We start from the raw sequence: 21433 nt of genomic DNA on the forward strand, positions 1-21433 counted from the left end.
ATACTTCCTGCTCAGACTTTGGTCAGCGCCAGCTGCTCGACAATGCGAGCGACGGACGCGTCCATCAGGTGCACGAGGGGCTGCGGCCAGATACCGAACAGCAGGACGGCGGCGGCGAACGAGGACAGCACGAAGATCTCGCGACCGTTGATGTCCTTCATTTCCGCGACGTGCGGGTTGGTGATGTCGCCCCAGAGAACGCGCTTCACCATCCACAGCGTGTACGCCGCGCCAATGATCAGCGTGAACGCTGCAAACAGTGCAATCCACGGGTTCGCGCTGAACGCGGCCAGGATGACCATGAACTCGCCGACGAAACCGCTGGTGCCCGGCAGGCCGCTGTTGGCCATGGCGAACAGCACATAGAACAGGCCAAACCACGGCATCACGTTGATGACGCCGCCGTAGTCCTTGATCTGACGGGTGTGCAGGCGGTCATACAGCACGCCGATACAGGTAAACATCGCGCCGGAAATGAAGCCGTGCGAAATCATCTGCACCATGGCGCCCTGCATGCCGAGGCGCGCGGCCTCGGTGTTGCCGGTTTCGCGAACCAGCAGGAAGGCGATGAAGATACCCAGCGTCACGAAGCCCATGTGAGCGATGGACGAATAGGCCACCAGCTTCTTCATGTCGCCCTGCACCAGCGCAACGTAGCCGATGTAGACCACGGCCAGCAGGCTGAGCACGATGATGAGCCATGCATACGCTTCCGACGCATCCGGCACGATCGGCAGGCTGAAGCGCAGGAAGCCGTAGCCACCGATCTTCAGCATGATGGCGGCCAGCACGACCGAACCACCGGTGGGTGCTTCCACGTGGGCGTCCGGCAGCCAGGTGTGCACCGGCACCATCGGCACCTTGACCGCGAAGGCGATCAGGAACGCGAAGAACAGCCAGCTCTGCTCGGTCATGCTGAGCTTCACCTGCGCCATGTCGGCCAGGGCAAAGCTGCCGCCGGTCTTGTGGTGCAGGTAGATGAGGCCAACCAGCATGAAGATGGAGCCGAAGAACGTGTAGATGAAGAACTTCAGCGTGGCGTATACGCGACGCGGACCACCCCAGACACCGATGATGATGAACATCGGGATCAGCATGGCTTCGAAGAACACGTAGAACAGCAGCGCGTCGGTGGCGCAGAACACGCCGATCATCAGGCCTTCGAGCACCAGCATGGCAGCCATGTACTGGTGGGTCTTGACCTGGATGACTTCCCAGGCGCCGACGATCACGAGGATCGTGACGAAGCTGGTCAGCACGATCAGCGCGACGGAAATACCGTCAACGGCGAGCGCGTAGTGGATGCCAAGCGACGGAATCCAGCTGACGTTTTCCGCCAGCTGCATGGTGCCGGTGGCGGCGTCGTACCCGGGCAGCAAGGCCAGGCTGGCGGCGAACGTGGCAACCGAGACCAGCAACGCGACCCAGCGCGCCGCGGACGGACGGTTGGAGCCACATAGCAGGACCGGCACGGCGCCGAGCACCGGGAGCCAGATCAGCAGGCTGAGCAAATGATTCATAAAGCTCGTTTCCCTTATTGCCCGATCAGCCAGAACCCGCCGAGGAGCAGGATGAGACCGAGGATCATGGCGAACGCATAGTGGAAGAGGAATCCGGACTGCACCCGGCGGACACCGCCGGCGATGCGCTGCACCAGGTTTGCCGAACCATTGACGATGGCGCCGTCGATGATGGCGGCCTCGCCGACCTTCGACAGGCCCTTGCCCAGGGCAACACCGCCCCTGGCAAATACCGCGAAGTAGAGTTCGTCGATCCAGTACTTGTGGTTCAGCAGTTCATAGATCGGCTTGAGGCCGTTCTTGATCTTGCCGGCCAACGCGACATTGAACAGGTAGATATAGGTGGCGACGGCGAAGCCTGCAAAGGCCAGCCAGAACGGCCACGCGCTGAAGCCATGGATACCGGCCGCGAACGCGCTGTGGAATTCATGACTGAGCTCGGCCAGCACATCGTTGGCCTCGTTCACATGGATCGCCTTCCCGAACCACTTGCCGTAAAGCATCGGGCCTGCGGTGAGGAAGCCGATGGCGATGGACGGAATGGCCAGCAGCAGCAGCGGCAGCGTCACAACCCACGGCGACTCGTGCGGTGCATGTTCCAGCACGCCAGGCGTGTGGTGACCGTGGTCATCGTCATGGTGAGCGTCATGGCCGTGGCCATGCTTCTTGTGCTCGACCCTGAAGCGCTCCTTGCCGTGGAAGGTCATGTACAGCAGACGGAAGCTGTACAGCGACGTGACGAACACGCCGGCCATCACGCAGAAGTAAGCGTAGCCATGACCCCAGCGATGCGACTCGCCCACGGCCTCGATGATGGCGTCCTTCGAGTAGAAGCCCGAGAAGAACGGCGTACCGGCCAGAGCCAGCGAACCGATCCACATAGTGATCCAGGTGATCGGCATGTACTTGCGCAGGCCACCCATGTAGCGCATGTCCTGCTCGTGGTGCATGCCGATGATGACCGAACCGGCGCACAGGAACAGCAGCGCCTTGAAGAACGCATGGGTCATCAGGTGGAACACGGCACCGCTGTAAGCAGACACACCGAGCGCTACGGTCATGTAGCCCAGCTGCGACAGCGTGGAGTACGCGATCACGCGCTTGATGTCGTTCTGCACGATACCGATCAGGCCGGTGAACAGTGCCGTGGTGGCACCGATGACCATGATGAAGCTCAGTGCCGTGTCGGTCAGCTCGAAGATGGGCGACATGCGCGCCACCATGAAGATGCCGGCCGTGACCATGGTCGCGGCATGGATCAGCGCGGAGATGGGGGTCGGGCCTTCCATCGAGTCCGGCAGCCACACGTGCAGCGGAACCTGGGCGGACTTGCCCATGGCGCCGATGAACAGCAGGATGCCGATGACGGTGGCAGCGTCCCACGCATGGTTCTGCGTGATCTGCAGCGTCTTGCCCACCAGGGTGGGAGCAGCGTCGAACGCGGTCTGGTAGTCCAGCGTGTTCAGGAAGAACAGGATGGCCGAGATGCCCAGCAGGAAGCCGAAGTCACCCACGCGGTTGACCAGGAACGCCTTCATGTTGGCGAAGATCGCGGTCGGACGCTTGTACCAGAAGCCGATCAGCAGGTACGACACCAGGCCCACTGCTTCCCAGCCGAAGAACAGCTGCATGAAGTTGTTGCTCATGACGAGCATCAACATCGAGAAGGTGAAGAGCGAGATGTAGCTGAAAAAGCGCTGGTAGCCCGGGTCGTCGCTCATGTAGCCAATCGTGTACACGTGCACGAGCAGCGACACGAAAGTGACCACGACCATCATCATGGCAGTGAGGCGATCAACCATGAAGCCGACGCTGACGTGAAGCTTGCCGATTTCAAACCAGGTGTAGACATCCTGGTTGAAGTTTTCGGCGCCGCCCCAGACCAGCTGGTAAAGCACATACATCGACAGGCCACAGGCGATGCCCACACCAAGAATGGTGACGGTGTGGGACCCTGCCCTGCCGATCACCCGGCCAAGGAGGCCGGCCAGCACGGCGCCGGCCAGCGGCGCGAGTGCAATGATCAGAAGGATCGAAAGCGAGAGACTCATCGGTTCAACCCTTCATGCTGTCGATTTCGGCGACATTGATCGTGCTGCGATTACGGAACAGCAGGACCAGGATCGCCAGGCCGATGGCGGATTCCGCCGCAGCCACGGTGAGAATGAAGAACACGAACACCTGGCCGCCCACATCGCCGAAGAAGCGCGAGAAGGCAACGAAGTTCGTATTCACCGCAAGGAGCATCAGCTCGATCGCCATGAGCAGCACGATCACGTTCTTGCGGTTGATGAAGATGCCGGCGACGGCAATGCAGAACAGAATGGCGCCGAGCACGATGTAGTGGGAAAGCGTAATCACGGTGCGTTCTCCTGCGTCGGTTCGACGACCGGGGCCGGCAGCACGGAAGCGGGCTGCTCAACAGCCATCTTCACGACACGGACGCGGTCGGTAGCCCGGACGGCAACCTGCTGCGATGCGGTCTGGTGACGGACACCTGCGCGCTGGCGCAGCGTCAGCGCCACGGCGGCGACGATACCCACGGTAAGAATGAGTGCGGCGATTTCAAACGGCAGCAGGAACTGCGTGTACAGCGCCTTGCCCAGCCAGGCCACATTGGATGCACCTGCGGGGTTGGCACCCAGCGTGTGGGCGTGCATCGCACGGACGCCGATCATGGCCAGCATTTCGACCAGCATGACCACCGCCACCACGACACCCACCGGCAGGTAACGGATGAAGCCCTCGCGGACGACCTCCTGCTTGATGTCGAGCATCATCACCACGAAGAGGAACAGCACCATGACCGCGCCGACGTAAACGACGACAAGGGCGATGGCAAGGAACTCCGCTTCAGCCAGCAGCCAGACGCAGGCCATGCTGAAGAAGGTCAGCACCAGCGACAGCACGGCGTGAACCGAATTGCGCAGGGTGATGACCATCAGGGCGCCAATCACGGCGACGCCACCGAAGAGGTAGAAACAGAGGAGTTGAAGCAGGTCGGTATTCATCGGCTCTTATCCTCGGCGCTCAACGGTACGCCGCGTCTTGAGCGCGGGCAGCGGCGATGTCCTGCTCGAAACGGTCACCAATGGCCAGAAGCTGCGCCTTGGTGACGACGTTCTCGCCACGCTGTTCGAAGTGGTACTCGTGCACGGCGGTTTCGACGATCGAATCCACCGGGCAGCTCTCTTCGCAGAAACCGCAGAAGATGCACTTGAACAGGTCGATGTCGTAACGCGTGGTACGACGCTGGCCGTCCGACTCGCGCGGAGCGGAGTCGATGGTGATGGCCAGAGCCGGGCACACCGCTTCGCACAGCTTGCAGGCGATGCAGCGCTCTTCGCCATTGGCGTAGCGACGCAGCGCGTGCAGACCGCGGAAGCGGTTCGACTTCGGAATGTGCTCCATCGGATAGCGCACGGTGTACTTCGGCTTGAACATGTAGCGCATGGTCAGACCCATGCCCTGGAACAGTTCAATGAGCAGAAGGCTCTTAAAGTAATGAGTTACGCGGGACATGGCTTAATCAGGCTCCCGTGCCGATGGTGACCCAGCCGAAATACTTCATGCAGCCGGCGACGAGGACCCAGACGATGGTGATGGGAATGAACACCTTCCAACCCAGACGCATGATCTGGTCGTAGCGGTAGCGCGGGAAACTGGCGCGGAACCACAGGAAGAGGAAGGCAAAAAGGAAGGCCTTGATGAACAGCCAGTGGAAGCCACCGTGACCCAAATAGGGCACCGATGCGGGGATCGGCGACAGCCAGCCCCCCAGGAACAGGATCGAAGCCAGGAAGCTGATCAGGATCATGTTCGCGTATTCGGCGAGGAAGAACAGCGCGAACGCCGAACCCGAATACTCCACGTGGAAGCCGGCGACGATTTCCGACTCACCTTCGGCCACGTCGAACGGGGCGCGATTGGTTTCGGCCACACCGGAGATGAAGTAGATGACGAACACCGGCAGCAGCGGGATGAAGAACCAGTCGAGGATGCCCTTCGAGCCGGCCTGCGCGTCCACGATGGCCGTGAGGTTCAGGCTGCCCGTCAGCACCAGCACGCACACGATGGACATGCCCATTGCCAGTTCGTACGAGATCACCTGTGCCGTGGCACGCAGTGCACCGAGCAGCGCGTAGCGCGAGTTCGATGCCCAGCCTGCCAGAAGGATGCCGTACACGCCCATCGAGGTCATCGCGAGCAGGTAGAGCACACCGGCGTTGACGTCTGCCAGCACCACACCCGGGCTGAACGGAAGCACGGCCCAGGCAGCCAGCGCCGGCACCAGTGCCAGCATCGGTGCCAGGTAGTACAGGAACTTGTTCGCGTTGGTCGGAAGGACGACTTCCTTGATCAGCAGTTTGACGACGTCAGCAAAAGCCTGAAGCAGGCCGAGCGGGCCCACCTTGTTGGGCCCCATGCGCACGTGCATCCAGCCGAGGACCTTGCGCTCCCAGTACACGAACATCGCCACCGCAAGCACCAGCGGCAGAACGATGGCCAGGATGTAGACGACCGGGAGAAGTACGTGATCAATAAGTTGCGCGCCCATGGATTACGCCTTGCTCACAGTGATGGCCGCGCCGTACGGGGGCAGCATGGCGGTTTCGATATGTGCGCTTTCCAGCCAGATCGCGCCAGCCGGAACGGCCTTGTCGATGACAACCGGCAGCACCACGTTTTCGGCGATGCGGGCCTGACCACCATCCACCAGACCCAGACGCTGCGCGTCGTCCGCATTCATGCGGGCGGCGGCGGCGCGGTTAAGCGGGTGGGAGTTCAGGGCGCCGGCACGACGAAGCACAGCGTCAGCACGGTAGATCGGAAGCGTGGCCAGACGCGAGAACGTGACGTCGGCGCTACTGCGCGATGCCAGTTCCTGACGAGCCTGCGAGGGACGCTCGGTAAGGCCTGCACGCAGACCCGCCAGATCGTCGAACTCGAAGCCAGCCACGCCCAGCATGCCGCCCAGCGCGCGAAGCACGCGCCAGCCCGGACGTGCGTCGCCCGGGGCTTTCGCACCGGACTGCAGCGTCTGCACCGTGCCGTCGACGTTGACCAGGGTCGCGTCGATTTCCGGCGTGAGACCGATCGGCAGGATCACATCGGCCGAGTCCTTCAGTGCATCCGACGCGTAAGCGGCGAAAGCAACGACGGTCTGTGCCGAGTGCATGGCCTGCTGCGCAAGGGCGCCATCCGCGAAGTCATGCGGCGGCTCCACGTTGAACAACACATAGCCCTTGCGAGCCTGCACGAGCATGCCACGCGCATCCAGGCCGCCAGCCGTCGGCAGCACGCCCACCGAAGCCAGGCCCAGCGCGTTGGCGCCGACCGGAATTTCGTTGAACGCCGCGCCGCTGGCCGTGGCGATGAAGCGGGCGATGGCACGCAGCCAGGAGGCTTCCGGATGCGTGGCAGCGGCATGGCCGAACAGCACCACACTGCCCTCACCGGACAGCGCCTTGAACGCAGCGCGGTGAGCGTCGGTGGTTTCCACACCGGCGAATGCCGAAGCCAGCGACTCGGGCACCGACGAACCGGCCTCCGAAGCAGCCTTGCCGAGCAGGGCCAGTTCGCGTACCAGGGCGTGCGGCGCCGCGACGGATTCACCCGCCAGCGGATAGTTGAAGTTGAAGTGGGCCGGGTTGACCGCGAAGACCTTCGCGCCCTTCTTCACGGCCTGACGCAGGCGGTGGTTGAGCAACGGCACTTCGTGGCGCAGATCCGATCCGACGAGCAGCGCTGCGTTCACCTTGTCGATGGCGGCGACCGGCATCGCAAACGGACGCGCAAACGCGTTGTCGGCGAAGTCGAGCTGACGCAGGCGATGGTCAACGTGCGCGCTGCCAAGACCGCGGGCCAGGCGAACCAGCAGTTCACCTTCTTCGTTGGACGTGGCGCCGTTGACCAGGAAGCCGAGTTCCGAACCGGCAACGCTGCGCAGTGCTTCAGCGGCCACGCTCAGCGCATCTTCCCAGGTCGTTGCCGACCAGGTGCCGTTGCGCTTGACCATCGGCGACTTCACGCGATCTGCCGAGTACAGGCCCTGATGGCTGTAGCGGTCACGGTCGGAGAGCCAGCATTCGTTGATGTTTTCGTTGTCGCGCGGCACCGCACGCAGCACTTCGCCACGACGGGTGTGCATCCACAGGTTGGAGCCCAGCGCGTCGTGGTAGCCCACGCCCGGACGTGCAACGAGTTCCCAGGCGCGTGCCTGGAACTGGAACGGCTTGTTGGTCAGCGCGCCCACGGGGCAAACGTCGATGATGTTGCCCGACAGTTCGCTTTCGATGGTCTTGCCGATGTACGTGCCGATCTCAAGGTTTTCGCCGCGGCTCATGCCGCCCAGTTCGTACGTGCCGGCGATTTCGCTGGTGAAGCGGACGCAGCGCGTGCACTGGATGCAGCGGGTCATTTCCGTTGCGATCAGCGGCCCGAGGTTCTCGTCAGCCACCGAGCGCTTGCGCTCGTTGTAACGGGACACCGAACGGCCATAACCCAGCGACACGTCCTGCAACTCGCACTCGCCGCCCTGATCGCAGATCGGGCAGTCCAGCGGATGGTTGATGAGCAGGAATTCCATGACGTTGCGCTGCGACTTCAGCGCCTTGTCACTCTTCGTGAACACCTTCATGCCCTCGCCTACCGGCGTGGCACATGCCGGGGCCGGCTTGGGCATCTTCTCGATTTCCACCAGGCACATGCGGCAATTGGCGGCAATCGGAAGCTTGCGGTGATAACAGAAACGCGGGATGGCGATACCGACCGCATCAGCGGCCTGGATGATCATCGACCCTTTGGCTACCTGCACCGGAACGCCATCGATCTCGATGTTGACCAGATCCGGCGCGGTGTTGGCTACGGGCTGCGCACTCATGCAGCGACTCCACGGTTGGCTTCGGAGGGCGCGTCCACAATCGAGTGGCCGTGTTCGATGTAGTACTCGAACTCGCTCCAGAACTTGGCAAGCATGCCCTGCACCGGCCACGCGGCGGCTTCGCCGAACGCGCAGATGGTGTGGCCTTCGATCTGGCCGGCAATGGCTTTAAGACGGTGCAGGTCTTCCTGCGTGCCGCGGCCTTCCACGATGCCGGTAAGCACGCGGTACATCCAGCCGGTGCCTTCACGGCACGGGGTGCACTGACCGCAGGACTCAGCCTTGTAGAAGCGCGAAATGCGCTGGGTGGCGCGCACCATGCAGGTGGTGTCGTCCATCACGATCACAGCGCCGGAACCCAGACCCGAACCCGCCTTCTGCAGCGAGTCGTAGTCCATGGTGCAGGCCATGATTTCGTCGGCCGTCAGCACTTTCATCGACGAACCGCCGGGGATGCACGCTTTCAGCTTGCGACCCGGACGCATGCCGCCGGCCATGGCCAGCAGGTCTGCGAACGGCGTGCCGAGGCGGATCTCGAAGTTGCCCGGCTTGGCGACGTGGCCAGACACCGAGAAGATCTTCGGGCCACCGTTGTTCGGCTTGCCCAGATTGAGGAACCAGTCGGCACCGTTGCGCAGGATGGCCGGCACCGAAGCATACGTTTCGGTGTTGTTGATGGTGGTGGGACGGCCATACAGACCGAAGCCTGCCGGGAACGGCGGCTTGAAGCGCGGCTGGCCCTTCTTGCCTTCCAGCGACTCCATCAGCGCGGTTTCTTCGCCGCAGATGTAAGCGCCTGCGCCCAGTGCACCGTAGATGTCCACGTCAATGTCGGTGCCGTCGATGCCCTTGCCCAGCAGACCGGCTTCGTAGGCTTCCTTGAGCGCTTCCTCGAAGTGCTCGAACGGCTCGTGGTGGAACTCACCGCGCAGGTAGTTGTAAGCGACGGTCGAGCCGGTGCAATAGCACGCAATGGCCAGGCCTTCGATCACGGCGTGCGGGTTGAAGCGCAGGATGTCGCGGTCTTTGCACGTACCCGGCTCCGATTCATCGGAGTTGCACAGGATGTACTTCTGACCCGGCGCCGTACGCGGCATGAAGGACCACTTCAGACCGGTGGGAAAGCCTGCGCCGCCGCGGCCGCGCAGCGAGCTTTTCTTGATTTCTTCGATCAGGGCAGCCGGGTCCGGCTTCTCGGCCAGAATCTTGCGCCACGCCTTGTAGCCATCCATTTTCAGGTAGCTGTCGAGCGCCCACGGCTTGTCGAAATGCAGGGTCGTATAAACGACCTGGTGGTCTTGCGGTGCGGGACCGACGGGTCCGGTTGTCGTTGCCATTACCGTAACCTCACTTCAGACCGTCAAGAATCTCATCGACCTTCTGGGTCGTGAGATGCTCGTGGTAATGACCGTTGACGACCATCATCGGCGCGCCGCAGCACGCCGCAAGGCACTCTTCTTCCTGCTTGAGGTAGATGCGGCCATCGGCGGTGCTTTCGCCCGACTTGATGCCGAGCTTGCCTTCGCAGTGACGCACCAGGCCTTCCGCACCGTTCAGCCAGCACGAGATGTTCGTGCAGATGGCCACGTTGTTGCGGCCAACCGGCTTCGTCTCGAACATCGAGTAGAAGCTGGCAACCTCATAGGCCCAGATGGTCGGCAGGTCGAGGTACTTCGCGACGGCGGCGATCAGCTCGTCGGTGAGGTAGCCGTTGTTCTGCTCCTGCGCGCCCATCAGCGACTGGATCAGCGCCGAGCGCTTGCGATCCGGCGGGAACTTGGTCACCCAATGGTCGATGTGCTGACGGGTGTGATCGTTGAGCACGGCAAGAGGATCGACATCCTTGACCTGCTCGAAATTTCCGGTGGCTTTCATAGTCTTTTACTCCATCGCCTCAGCGATCGACTTCGCCGAAGACGAGGTCGTAGGTACCGATCATGGCGACCACGTCGGCCAGCATGTGGCCCCTGACGACAGCGTCCATGGACGACAGATGCGCAAAACCCGGCGCGCGCAGATGCACGCGGAACGGCTTGTTGGCACCGTCGGAAACGAGATAGCAGCCGAATTCACCCTTGGGCGCTTCGACAGCCGAATAGATTTCGCCGGCCGGCACGCCATACCCTTCGGTGAAGAGTTTGAAGTGATGGATCAGCGCTTCCATGTCGGTCTTCATTTCTTCGCGGCTGGGCGGCGCAACCTTGTAGTTCTGCACCATCACCGGGCCCGGGTTGGCCTTGAGCCACGCCACGCACTGCTGAATGATGCGGTTGGACTGGCGCATTTCCTCGACGCGGACCAGATAGCGGTCGTAGCAGTCGCCATTCACGCCAAGCGGAATGTCGAAATCCATATCCGCATAGGCGGCATACGGCTGCTTCTTGCGCAGATCCCATTCGATGCCCGAACCACGCAGCATCGCACCGGTCATGCCCCATGCCTTCGCCTTCTCCGGCGAAATGACGCCGATGCCGACCGTACGCTGCTTCCAGATACGGTTGTTGGTGAGCAGGCTTTCGTATTCGTCGATGCGCTTCGGGAAGTCCGCCGTGAACTCGGTCAGGTAGTCGAGCATCGAGCCTTCGCGCCATGCGTTCAGGCGCTTCAGATCAGCGCCCTTGTGCCACGGCGACTCGCGGTACTTCGACATCTGGTCCGGCAGATCGCGGTAGACGCCGCCCGGGCGGTAGTACGTGGCGTGCATGCGCGCGCCCGACACTGCCTCGTAGACGTCCATAAGCTCTTCGCGCTCGCGGAACGCGTAAAGCATCACGGCCATCGCGCCCAGATCGAGCGCATTGGAACCGACCCACATCAGGTGATTCAGGATGCGGGTGATTTCGTCGAACATCGTGCGGATGTACTGCGCACGAATGGGCGCCTCGATGCCCATGAGGCCTTCGATGGCGCGCACATAGGCGTGCTCGTTGCACATCATGGACACGTAATCCAGACGATCCATGTAGCCGATCGACTGGTTGAAGGGCTTGGACTCAGCCAGCTTCTCGGTGCCGCGATGCAGGAGGCCCACATGCGGATCGGCGCGAACCACGGTTTCGCCATCCATCTCCAGCACCAGGCGCAGCACGCCGTGGGCCGCGGGATGCTGCGGGCCGAAGTTCATCGTGTAATTGCGGATCTCTTGCATGGCTCAGTTCTCCCGCCAGCGATCGGCGGCTTCCGCCTTGGCCTGATCAAGATCGGCGTCGTTACGGATCGTGCGCGGGACAAGCACGCGCGGTTCGATCGAAACCGGTTCGTAGACAACTCGCTTCTGCTCGGCGTCGTAGCGCACTTCGACGTTTCCGATAAGCGGAAAGTCCTTGCGGAACGGGTGGCCGACAAAACCGTAGTCGGTAAGGATGCGGCGAAGATCGGGGTGACCTTCGAAGATGATGCCGAACAGATCGAACGCCTCGCGCTCGAACCAGTCGGCACCCGGCCAGATCGCGGTCACGGACGGAACGACCGGGAACGCATCGTCGTCGCAGAACACGCGAAGGCGGATGCGCTGGTTGTTGTCCAGCGACAGCAGATGAATGACGGCAGCAAAGCGGCGCGGCTGCTCGACGTTGCGCGGACGCTCCGCCCATGTGAAGCGACCGACGGTCTGGCCTTCAACGCCACGGGAGAAGCTGTCGCCCTGTGCGGTGTCGGTGTCCCATTCGGTCTGGCCGTAGCTCAGATAGTCGATGCCGCACACGTCAATGAGGGTGCTGAAGCGGAAATCCGCTTCATCACGCAGTGCGGTAGCGACGGCGATCAGGTCAGCGGCGGCGAGTTCGGCAGTGACTTCGTTGCGGGCAACGGTCACGGCCAGCATGTCGCCGAAACGCGCGGCAAGCCGTTCGACCAGCGAGGTCTGTGGAATAGCGCTCATGACAGCCCTTTATCGCGCGATCGTGTGGGTGCGACGGATCTTTTTCTGCAACTGCAGAATGCCGTGGATCAGGGCTTCGGCCGTGGGCGGGCAGCCCGGCACGTAGATGTCCACAGGCACGATGCGGTCACAACCGCGAACCACGGAATAGGAATAGTGGTAGTAACCGCCACCGTTGGCGCACGACCCCATGGAGATGACCCACTTCGGCTCGGGCATCTGGTCATAGACCTTGCGCAGCGCGGGAGCCATCTTGTTGACCAGGGTGCCGGCCACGATCATGACGTCGGACTGACGCGGGCTGGGACGGAAAATGACGCCGTAGCGGTCAAGATCCAGACGCGCAGCGCCCGCGTGCATCATTTCAACGGCACAGCAGGCCAGACCGAAGGTCATGGGCCACATGGAACCGGTACGCGCCCAGTTCATCAGCGCGTCGATGCTGGTGACGCCAAAACCGCGCTGGACGACGGGGTGCTCACCGTTCGGACGAAGGATGTCGTCAACGAGATTGAGCGGCTCCGGGTTGTGCATCACCCGGTCGATGCTGGACATCACTCCCATTCGAGCGCTCCCTTCTTCCACACGTAAGCAAAACCGACCACCAGCAGCGCCAGGAACAGCGCCATCTCAATCAGCGCAATCGCGCCGATCTTGTCGAAGACCACGGCCCACGGAAACAGGAACGCGATTTCGAGGTCGAAAATAATGAAGAGGATCGCTATGAGGTAATAGCGCACGTCGAACTTCATGCGCGCGTCTTCAAACGCCTCAAAGCCACACTCGTACGGCGAGAGCTTTTCAGCGTCGGGTCGGCGGGGACCGGCAAGCAAGCCGATCAGAAGCAGAACGATGCCCAGGCCGGCAGCAACGGCGATGAACAACAGGACGGGCCAGTATTGGGCAAGCACGATTCAGCGTACCTCCGCGCCATGCGGCGCATCAGTGACCGTCGGCGGGGGACGAGCGGTCCGGCTAGGGGCGCTGGAGTCGTCCGATCGGATCGATCCAAAAAAGGAACGACCCAGTCACGCGCCCTAGGCACGCTGACGGCTCCAGATATCCACAATCAAAGTTGGGAACCGATCTATTGTACCAGTCCGTGCAGGTATTCCGACAAGCCTTTAACGCGGAAAAAGCGCATCTTTTCTGCTGCAAATGCGTGATTGGCCAAACGTAAATGCGTCTGGCTCGCAACTACTCCGTGTTACACCTGCGGATGTGACGGAAACGGTTACATCGTCTGGGTCGGACGCTCGGAAGAAAGGGTGCCTGCAAGCAGGGCTTCGATGCGTGCGCGGGCCGCTTCGCCGTCGCCCGTTTCGTTGAACTGCACGCCAATTCCCGCAGTACGGTTGCCCTGAGCGCCAATCGGGGTGATCCAGACCACCTTGCCAGCCACGGAAAGTCGCTCGTTCTCGTCGATCAGGGTCACCAGCAGCACGACCTCATCGCCAAGGTTGTAACGCTGCGCCGTGGGTGCGAACAGGCCGCCACCCTTCAGGAAGGGCATGTAGGCAATGTAGAGGGCGTTCACGTCCTTGATCTTCAGGGACAGAATGCCCTGACGAGGCGCGGCTACTGGATGAGTCATTCGAAAGGGTCCCCGGGGTCACAGCCATCGTAGCGACGGGGCAGGCCTGCCGACAAGCGCCGCGTATCCCCTGCGCCGCCAGCCGGCCAGATCAGCCCTGCCCTTCGACCCAGCCAAAGTGGTCGAAGATCCAGGGCGAGGCGATGTCGGCGGTGAGCTTCACAAAAGAGGGCCCCGGGGCATCGCGCAACAGAAGCACCCAGTCCTCCCCTACCCGCTCCAGCGGTGCCTCGTGCCAGGCCATGTCGCGCACACCCAGATCGTCCGCAGCAATGAGGCGCAGCCGCTTCTGCCACCACGCCGAAGGCCGCCAGGGCAGCACAAGCCGCCGGTTCGCCTTCTGCGCGACGAGGCTGGCGAACGCCTCCGGCCGCCCGGCCAGGGCCAGCATGCGCCGACGACTGAGGGTGACCTGGCTGACGTGGGCAAGCACAGCCTGACGCTTGGCCGACTGAAGCGCTGCGTCATGCGGCAGCACCAGGGTGACCGGATCGGGCGTCTTGCCATGCACGTGGAAGGTAAGCACGCGCGCAGCCATGCCCTTGCGCGCAAGCGCCAGGCGGGCGAGCACGTGACCGGCACTGTGATCGGGGTGGGTGTCTTTCAGGGACGGCAGCACGATGAGGTCCGGCCGGATCGACTCCAGCAACCGCCCGATGGCGTCTACCGATTTGCCGTGGCGCTGGCGCAGCTCGGTCGTCACGCCCATGTCGTGCCAGCCAAGGGCATGCAGGGAGTCTGCCGACAGGCCAAGGGTCGCGAGCGCGCCCTCCACCTCGGCGCGCCGCCGCACGCCCCAGCGTTTGCGCGCAGCGGCATCGATGACCAGGCGGCGCTCCATCCAGCGCTGCGGCCATGGGTTGTCGTCCCCATCGGTGAGCAACAGCACGTCGACCCGACCGCCGGCCGCCAGTACACGCTGGATCAGCACACCAGCCGCCAACGACTCGTCGTCCGGATGAGGCGACACGACCAGCAGACGGGTCGAGGCGTCCAGCATGAGATCGGGAGTTGGCATCAATGCCAGGCCGCGAGCAATTCCAGCAGCACCAGATCCGCGCGAAGCGGGCCACGCAATGACTCACGCGCCCGGTTGGCGAGGCCATACCAGTCATCCAGCGCTTCGTCACTGAGGGCGCTGTCGAGCGGCGGTTTGCGCCCTTCGGCCCGGGCACGCAGTTCGTCGGTGGCCGCCTGTGCCGCAAACCAGAGGTAGCGTGCCGGATCGGCACCTTGCCAGCGCCTGGCCATTTCGACCGCGTCACCACGGCCCGTCGCCAGGGCCTGAAGGTCACCGCGCACTTCAGAACGCTGCTTGAGGGCGCCATCGGCAGCCCAGGCCTGCGCCAGCCCTGGATTGCCCCCCGCCGCGAGCAACGCCGCCGACGGATCGCGCACGCCCTGCGCCGTGAGCCACGCCAGCGATTCTTCCGGCGAGGGAGCAACAAAGTCGATGCGCTGGCAACGACTGCGGATCGTGGCAGGAAGCCGCGACGGCGCATCCGCCACCAACACCAGCAGGGTGGCCGTGGAAGGCTCTTCCAGCGTTTTCAGCAACGCGTTGGCGGCCGCCGCATTCATGGCGTCTGCCGGGTCGATGGTAGCGACCTGCCAGCCACCGAACTGGCTGGACATGGCCAGCCGCTGCGACAGCTCGCGAATCTGATCGACCACGATCTCGCTGCGCTGCACACCATCCTTGCGCAGGCCGAAGCTCAGGCGGACAAAGTCAGGATGCGTGCCTGCCACGAAGAAGTGGCAGCTGCGGCACTCCCCGCAGGGCATGCCGTCGTGCGGATTCTGGCAGAGCAGCCCCTGGACGAAGGCGGTCAGGAATTCGCGTTTGCCAAGCCCCGCAGGGCCGGCGAGCAACAAGGCGTGCGGCAGTGCATCGCGCTGGCGGCGCGCCTGAAGGCGCTGCCAGGCTTCGTCGTGCCACGGTCGCAATGTCACGGCGTTACCTCGTCAAAAAGTGGCGCCAGTGCCAGGGCTGCCTGCGAAAGCACGCCCAATGGCGTGTCGCTGGCGTCCAGCAGGCGGAAACGGGCGGGGTCGGCATGGGCGCGGGCGCGATAGGTTTCGCGGATGCGTTCAAAGAAGGAGTCGCCTTCCACCTCGATGCGATCCGCCTCACCGCGACCCGCAGCACGCGCGCGGCCGTCACTGACGGGCAGATCAAGCAGCAGCGTGACATCGGGCACGACGCCCGCCACTGCCCACTGCTCAAGATCGGCAATGCGCTGCACAGGCTGTCCGCGACCACCACCCTGATAGGCATAACTGGCATCAGTGAAGCGGTCGCAGAGCACCCAGTGGCCTGCGGCCAATGCCGGCTCGATGACCTCGCGAACCAGTTGCGCGCGCGACGCGAACATCAGCAACAGCTCGGCTTCGGCAAACAGGTGAGTCTGCGCCGCATCCAGCACGATGGCGCGGATGGCTTCGCCGACGGGCGTGCCGCCCGGTTCGCGGGTCATGACCGGCTCTACACCGTGAGCGCGCAGGTGCTCGCGCAGCCCCGCCAGCAGCGTGCTTTTGCCCGCGCCCTCGCCGCCTTCCAGCGTGATGAGACGACCGCGTGTGATGGATTTCGATGAATTCACTGGCAACGCTTCAACTGGAAACAGGCGACGGCCTTATTGTGCTCGTCGAGAGTGGATGAGAACACATGACTGCCGTCGCCTTTCGCGACGAAGTACAGCTCCGTGCCGTCAGCAGGATGCAACGCCGCCTCAATCGCCGCCTTGCCCGGCAAAGCGATGGGCGTGGGCGGCAGGCCCGCGCGGGTATAGGTGTTGTACGGCGTGTCGGTGGTCAGGTCGCGCTTGTGCACGTTGCCATCGTAGCTGGCGCCCAGTCCATAGATGACACTGGGATCGGTCTGCAACAGCATGTGCAGGCGCAGGCGCCGCACGAAGACGCCGGCGATGCGCGGGCGCTCGTCGGCCCGGCCGGTTTCCTTCTCCACGATGGACGCCAGAATCAGCGCCTCGTAGGAGCTGGCCAGGGGCAGGTCCTTGTCGCGCTTGTCCCACGCTGCATCCAGCGTTTTGGTCATGGCGACATACGCGCGCTTCATGATGGCCGATTCCGTATCGCCCTTCACATACGCATAGGTCTCAGGCAGGAAGCGCCCTTCGGGCATGTCACCTTCGGCACCCAAACGCTTCATGATCGCCGCATCATCCAGGCCAGCCGTGTCGTGAGCAATGGTGTCGACCGAGGCAAGCGCACGACGCATGTCGGCAAATGTCCAGCCATCCACAATGGTGAGATTGCGCTGCATGACCTTGCCGCTGGCCATGTTGGCCAGCAGGTCGCGCGGCGTCATGCCCGGCACCAGGGCGAACTCGCCGGCATGCAGGCGCCCGGATACATGCATCTGAAACGACAGTGCACGCCAGTACAGCGGCGAGGCCGTGGAAACATGGCGCTGGCGCAACTCGCGCACGATGTCCTTGAACGACGCGCCGCGCGGCACGTCAATGCTCTGCCCTGTCGTGCCAATGGCCAGCGGCGCCTGCGAAAAGCGATGCCAGTCGTAACCCAGCCACGCACCTGCGGCCACGAGGCCCAGGATCACCACTACTGCAACGACACGCCAGGCGGCGATGCCACGTACTTTCATTCGGTCAATCCCTGCGCTACGCCCGGTAACGGCAGGCCAAGATCCCCCCAGTGCGCCTGCAATCGACGCACCACGGAACCGGGCTGCCACTGTCGGGCCTCAAAAACCCGGACAGGGAGAATGCCCCGAACCGCCGACGTGAGGAAGACCTCGTCGGCATCGCGCAGTCGATCCAGGTTCAGATCGGCCACCCGGGCACCAGCCAGCGCGAGCACTTCAGCCCGCGCAACACCCGCCACACCGCAACGTTCAACCGGCGGCGTGACAATGTCATCGCCAAACACCGCGAAAATATTCGCTGCGGTGGCGCAGACAAGACGACCATCGCCATCAAGCAGCAGACCTTCGGTAACGGATGCATCGCTCCACTCGGAGCGGGCAAGCACCTGCTCCAGCCGATTGAGGTGTTTCAGACCGGCCAGTGCCGGCTGCTGCGCCAGCTTGAGGTCACACAGGCGAACGGCCACGCCGTTGCGGTAGTCGTCCGCCGAGGGAAGACGGGACGGCTCAGCGGAAAGAAACACGCCGGGCAGGGATGCCGGGGGAATGGCGTAGCCACGCGTGCCTTCGCCGCGGGTCACGGTCAATCGCGCCGTGGCATCGTCCCATCCACCGACCAGCGTCTTCAGTGCATCGCGCACCTCGCCGACATCGGGACACGGAATGCGCAATCGACGGCATCCCTCGATCAGCCGCTGTTCGTGGCGATGCCATAGCGGCGCTGCACCACGCACCACGCGTATCGTTTCAAACAAACCGTCGCCATACAGCAATCCGCGATCACGGGCGGATACCTCCGCCGCCATCCACAGCCGCGGCGCGTCGTCACTCACGACGTGTGGCCAAACGCGCGGAGCAATCCGCGCGCCTTCGCACGCGTTTCGGCGAGTTCGCGCGCCGGATCAGAGTCCGTCACGATGCCCGCCCCTGCCCGCCACGTAACCCGCCCTTCATCCAGCGTGAAAGTGCGGATGAGAATGTTCAGATCCATGTCGCCATTGCGATCAAGGTAGCCCAGCGCCCCCGTATACGCACCCCGCGGCACACCCTCGATGGCGCCGATGATTTCCATGCATCGCACTTTGGGGCAACCGGTAATCGTGCCACCGGGGAACGTGGCCGCGATGACCTGTCCCGGCGTGACATCCGCACGGGCCACGCCACGCACGTTCGACACGATGTGATGCACGTGGGCGTAGCTTTCCACGACCATCAGCTCGTCCACTTCCACCGTACCCGGCACACAGACGCGGCCCAGATCGTTTCTCTCCAGGTCGATCAGCATGACGTGTTCGGCGCGCTCTTTCGGGTGCGCAGTCAACTCACGGATGCGCGCGTCGTGATCGTCGCCTTCCACGCGCGGACGCGTGCCTGCGATGGGCCGTGTTTGCAGCACGCCGCGGCGTGATTCCACAAGACGCTCGGGCGACGAACTGACCACCGCCCAATGTGCGCCCTGAAGCATGCCCGCAAAAGGCGCGGGATTCGCCCGACGCAGTGCAAGCATCAATGCCGCAGGCGAAGGCGTCACATCAAACGAGGCGGACCATTGCCGGGACAGGTTGACCTGAAACACGTCACCGGCACGAAGGTGCTCGTGAATGCGCACGACACCATCAAGAAAAGCCTGCGGCTCATCTTCCGATACGGTTGGTGCGGGCACGTCGGCAGAAGGCAAGCGGGCCTCCTCCAGATCGCGCGCCATCACATCCAGCAGATCCTCCCTGCCCTCTTCGGCGATCAGGACCGTCATGTCACGCGCGTGATCCACGATCATCGCAGCGGGCGCACACAGCGCCTGCGCTACCGGCACCGAGCCGGTCGAACGCGGCAACGTCAGCGATGGCTCGATCTGGCCAATCAGCTCATAGGCCAGATACACCGCCCATCCGCCATGGAACGGCCACGCATCATCGGCCTGGGCGATGCGTTCGGCACTCCATGCACGATCCAGCGCATCAAGGAAGGAACCTTCGATGACCTCACCGCGCTCGTCACGCACCACGCCATCGGCATGAAGGGAAAACGAGCCACCATCGTGCAGAAGAAGGAGATCAAAACGCGCCTGCTTCGTGCCCTGCGTAACACTGGCCAGCAGGCACGGATAGCGCTCCGGATACGACGCGGCCGGCGCGAGGAGATCGCGCCGGCCGGCCAGTTCTTGCGTTACGAAGCCCAAGGGGCGATCAGACCCGCCTGAAGGCGAGCGTGCCGTTGGTGCCACCAAAGCCGAACGAGTTCGACACCACAACATCGAGCTTCGCGTTGCGCGCTTCGTTGGGTACGAGGTCCAGACCCAGCGCTTCGACTTCCGGGTCAACCTTGTTGAGGTTCATCGTGGGCGGGATAACGCCGTCGCGAAGAGCCATGACGGAGAAGATCGCTTCCACACCGCCAGCGGCGCCGAGCAGATGGCCCGTGACCGACTTGGTGGAGCTGACCGCGAACGAACCGTGGTTCCGGGCGTGCTCGCCAAACACATTGCTGATCGCGCGCGCTTCGCCACGGTCACCCACGGGGGTAGACGTGCCGTGGGCGTTGACGTACTGCACGCCGGACGCATCCAGGTGAGCGTCGTGCAGCGCATTGCGCATCGCCAGTTCGGCACCGTCGCCGCTCGGCGCGGTGATGTGAAACGCATCGCCGCTCATGCCGAAGCCGATGATCTCGGCAAGGATGTTCGCGCCACGTGCCTTGGCGAACTCGTATTCCTCAAGCATCAGCATGCCTGCGCCGTTGGACAGCAGGAAGCCATCGCGATCCACGTCCCACGGACGGCTGGCGTGCGTCGGGTCGTCGTTGCGAACAGACATGGCCTTGGCCGAGCAGAAGCCCGCCATCGCCGTCGGCGTGGTGGCGAATTCCGAGCCGCCCGCGATCATCGCATCGGCATCGCCGTACTGGATGAGACGCATGGCCATGCCGATGTTGTGCGCAGCCGTGGTGCACGCGGAAACCAGCGCAATGTTCGGGCCCTTCAGGCCGTGATAAATCGACAGGTTGCCCGCCACCATGTTGATGATGGAGCTGGGCACGTAAAACGGCGACACCTTGCGCGGACCATCCTTGGCCAGCTCAATCGCGGTAGCTTCGATCGTGTGCAGACCGCCGATGCCGGCGCCGGCAGCGACGCCGATGCGACCTGCATTGGCGTCCGTCACGACGAGGCCGGACTCGCGGAACGCATGAGTGCCCGCAACAATGCCGTAGTGGATGAACGGGTCCATCCGGTTGAAATCCTTGCGGATGGAGCGACGATCATCTTCCGGAGTATCGGTGCCCTGGAAATAGGCAGCCACGGGATCGAAACCCCGAACCTCACCCGCAATACGCGTTGCGTATTTTTCAGAGTCGAATTGAGTGACCGGGCCGATGCCGCTATGGCCTTCGACGACATTCTTCCAGGCGGTGGCGATATCGTTACCGACCGGCGAGACAATGCCCATACCGGTCACTACCACACGTCGTTTACTCATGCGTCTTAATCCTTCGAGGGAACCTGTACCCGGTCGCTGCGACCAGGAAACGCGGTAACCATACGCTGGCGCAGGTTACGGTATGCAGAAACGAAAACTGCGCCCTTATGGCGCAGCTTCCGCATGACTTCAGGGAGTGGAAGGAAAGCCCCCCGCTCCCTGACACCGATGTACATCAGGCCGTCGTATGCGACTTGATGTAGTCGATAGCCTGCTGGACATTCGTGATCTTTTCGGCGTCTTCGTCCGGGATTTCGCATTCGAACTCTTCTTCGAGCGCCATGACGAGCTCGACAGTGTCCAGCGAATCGGCGCCCAGATCGTCCACGAACGATGCGTTCGCCGTGACCTCATCTTCCTTGACGCCCAGCTGCTCGACGACGATTTTCTTGACGCGTTCTTCGATGGTGCTCATGTTGCAAATACCTCCCGAGGGAAAAAGCCGGCGGCAT

22 protein-coding genes are annotated in these 21433 nt (G+C 63.1%); all 22 read right to left on the reverse strand.

All coding sequences use genetic code 11. From position 1 onward, the window contains the following. Positions 1-11: 11 nt before the first annotated feature. The 22 genes from FHW69_RS07015 to acpP all read right to left on the reverse strand — a co-directional run bounded on the left by FHW69_RS07015 (position 12) and on the right by acpP (position 21396). Positions 12-1520 carry an NADH-quinone oxidoreductase subunit M gene (locus FHW69_RS07015; RefSeq protein ID WP_183422358.1) on the reverse strand — a complete coding sequence of 503 codons (1509 nt, stop codon included), beginning with the start codon at positions 1518-1520 and terminating at the stop codon, positions 12-14. Positions 1521-1534: 14 nt separating this feature from the next. After that, positions 1535-3571: an NADH-quinone oxidoreductase subunit L gene (gene nuoL, locus FHW69_RS07020; RefSeq protein ID WP_183422359.1), complete on the reverse strand. Its 2037-nt coding sequence runs from the start codon at positions 3569-3571 to the stop codon at positions 1535-1537. 4 nt (positions 3572-3575) lie between these two features. After that, positions 3576-3881 (reverse strand): NADH-quinone oxidoreductase subunit NuoK, encoded by a 306-nt coding sequence (gene nuoK / locus FHW69_RS07025; RefSeq protein WP_183422360.1) that lies wholly within the window; start codon positions 3879-3881, stop codon positions 3576-3578. Then, positions 3878-4531: an NADH-quinone oxidoreductase subunit J gene (locus FHW69_RS07030; RefSeq protein ID WP_183422361.1), complete on the reverse strand. Its 654-nt coding sequence runs from the start codon at positions 4529-4531 to the stop codon at positions 3878-3880. The genes nuoK and FHW69_RS07030 overlap by 4 nt, the downstream gene beginning before the upstream one ends. Positions 4532-4550: 19 nt before the next feature. Beyond that, the gene (gene nuoI / locus FHW69_RS07035) at positions 4551-5042 is read right to left on the reverse strand and encodes an NADH-quinone oxidoreductase subunit NuoI (protein ID WP_183422362.1); all 492 of its coding nucleotides are present in this window, start codon (positions 5040-5042) and stop codon (positions 4551-4553) included. 7 nt (positions 5043-5049) lie between these two features. Next, entirely contained in the window at positions 5050-6078 is a 1029-nt protein-coding gene (nuoH, locus tag FHW69_RS07040; protein WP_183422363.1) for an NADH-quinone oxidoreductase subunit NuoH, read from the reverse strand. A gap of 3 nt (positions 6079-6081) precedes the next feature. Next, positions 6082-8403, reverse strand: a complete 2322-nt coding sequence (gene nuoG, locus FHW69_RS07045) for an NADH-quinone oxidoreductase subunit NuoG (protein ID WP_183422364.1) — start codon at positions 8401-8403, stop codon at positions 6082-6084. Continuing rightward, the gene (gene nuoF, locus FHW69_RS07050) at positions 8400-9740 is read right to left on the reverse strand and encodes an NADH-quinone oxidoreductase subunit NuoF (RefSeq protein ID WP_183422365.1); all 1341 of its coding nucleotides are present in this window, start codon (positions 9738-9740) and stop codon (positions 8400-8402) included. Before nuoF ends, nuoG begins: the two co-directional genes overlap by 4 nt. Before the next feature lie 10 nt (positions 9741-9750). After that, the gene (gene nuoE, locus FHW69_RS07055) at positions 9751-10278 is read right to left on the reverse strand and encodes an NADH-quinone oxidoreductase subunit NuoE (RefSeq protein WP_183422366.1); all 528 of its coding nucleotides are present in this window, start codon (positions 10276-10278) and stop codon (positions 9751-9753) included. A 19-nt stretch (positions 10279-10297) separates the two neighbouring features. Further along, positions 10298-11551, reverse strand: coding sequence for an NADH-quinone oxidoreductase subunit D (locus FHW69_RS07060; RefSeq protein ID WP_183422367.1), 1254 nt, complete (start codon positions 11549-11551; stop codon positions 10298-10300). Positions 11552-11554: 3 nt separating this feature from the next. Beyond that, positions 11555-12283: an NADH-quinone oxidoreductase subunit C gene (locus FHW69_RS07065; protein ID WP_183422368.1), complete on the reverse strand. Its 729-nt coding sequence runs from the start codon at positions 12281-12283 to the stop codon at positions 11555-11557. 9 nt (positions 12284-12292) lie between these two features. Next, positions 12293-12847, reverse strand: coding sequence for an NADH-quinone oxidoreductase subunit B (locus FHW69_RS07070; RefSeq protein WP_183422369.1), 555 nt, complete (start codon positions 12845-12847; stop codon positions 12293-12295). After that, the gene (locus tag FHW69_RS07075; protein ID WP_183422370.1) at positions 12838-13194 is read right to left on the reverse strand and encodes an NADH-quinone oxidoreductase subunit A; all 357 of its coding nucleotides are present in this window, start codon (positions 13192-13194) and stop codon (positions 12838-12840) included. Before FHW69_RS07075 ends, FHW69_RS07070 begins: the two co-directional genes overlap by 10 nt. 323 nt (positions 13195-13517) lie before the next feature. Next, on the reverse strand, positions 13518-13877 hold the full coding sequence (locus tag FHW69_RS07080) for a PilZ domain-containing protein (RefSeq protein WP_183422371.1): 360 nt from the start codon (positions 13875-13877) through the stop codon (positions 13518-13520). Between the two features lie 91 nt (positions 13878-13968). Continuing rightward, positions 13969-14895, reverse strand: a complete 927-nt coding sequence (locus tag FHW69_RS07085; protein ID WP_221195453.1) for a PIG-L family deacetylase — start codon at positions 14893-14895, stop codon at positions 13969-13971. Further along, complete coding sequence (gene holB, locus FHW69_RS07090; protein ID WP_183422372.1) at positions 14895-15830, reverse strand: DNA polymerase III subunit delta'; 936 nt, start codon at positions 15828-15830, stop codon at positions 14895-14897. The genes FHW69_RS07085 and holB overlap by 1 nt, the downstream gene beginning before the upstream one ends. Continuing rightward, positions 15827-16480 (reverse strand): dTMP kinase, encoded by a 654-nt coding sequence (tmk, locus tag FHW69_RS07095; RefSeq protein ID WP_343203991.1) that lies wholly within the window; start codon positions 16478-16480, stop codon positions 15827-15829. Before tmk ends, holB begins: the two co-directional genes overlap by 4 nt. After that, on the reverse strand, positions 16477-17505 hold the full coding sequence (gene mltG, locus FHW69_RS07100; protein ID WP_183422373.1) for an endolytic transglycosylase MltG: 1029 nt from the start codon (positions 17503-17505) through the stop codon (positions 16477-16479). The genes tmk and mltG overlap by 4 nt, the downstream gene beginning before the upstream one ends. Beyond that, positions 17502-18338, reverse strand: coding sequence for an aminodeoxychorismate lyase (gene pabC, locus FHW69_RS07105; protein WP_343203992.1), 837 nt, complete (start codon positions 18336-18338; stop codon positions 17502-17504). The genes mltG and pabC overlap by 4 nt, the downstream gene beginning before the upstream one ends. Beyond that, positions 18335-19663: an aminodeoxychorismate synthase component I gene (locus FHW69_RS07110; RefSeq protein WP_255494724.1), complete on the reverse strand. Its 1329-nt coding sequence runs from the start codon at positions 19661-19663 to the stop codon at positions 18335-18337. The genes pabC and FHW69_RS07110 overlap by 4 nt, the downstream gene beginning before the upstream one ends. 28 nt (positions 19664-19691) lie before the next feature. Beyond that, positions 19692-20981, reverse strand: coding sequence for a beta-ketoacyl-ACP synthase II (fabF, locus tag FHW69_RS07115; RefSeq protein WP_183422375.1), 1290 nt, complete (start codon positions 20979-20981; stop codon positions 19692-19694). 175 nt (positions 20982-21156) lie between these two features. After that, positions 21157-21396, reverse strand: coding sequence for an acyl carrier protein (gene acpP, locus FHW69_RS07120; RefSeq protein ID WP_183422376.1), 240 nt, complete (start codon positions 21394-21396; stop codon positions 21157-21159). Positions 21397-21433: the final 37 nt, after the last annotated feature.

The sequence above is a fragment of the Luteibacter sp. Sphag1AF genome (assembly GCF_014192715.1).
GTDB lineage: Bacteria > Pseudomonadota > Gammaproteobacteria > Xanthomonadales > Rhodanobacteraceae > Luteibacter.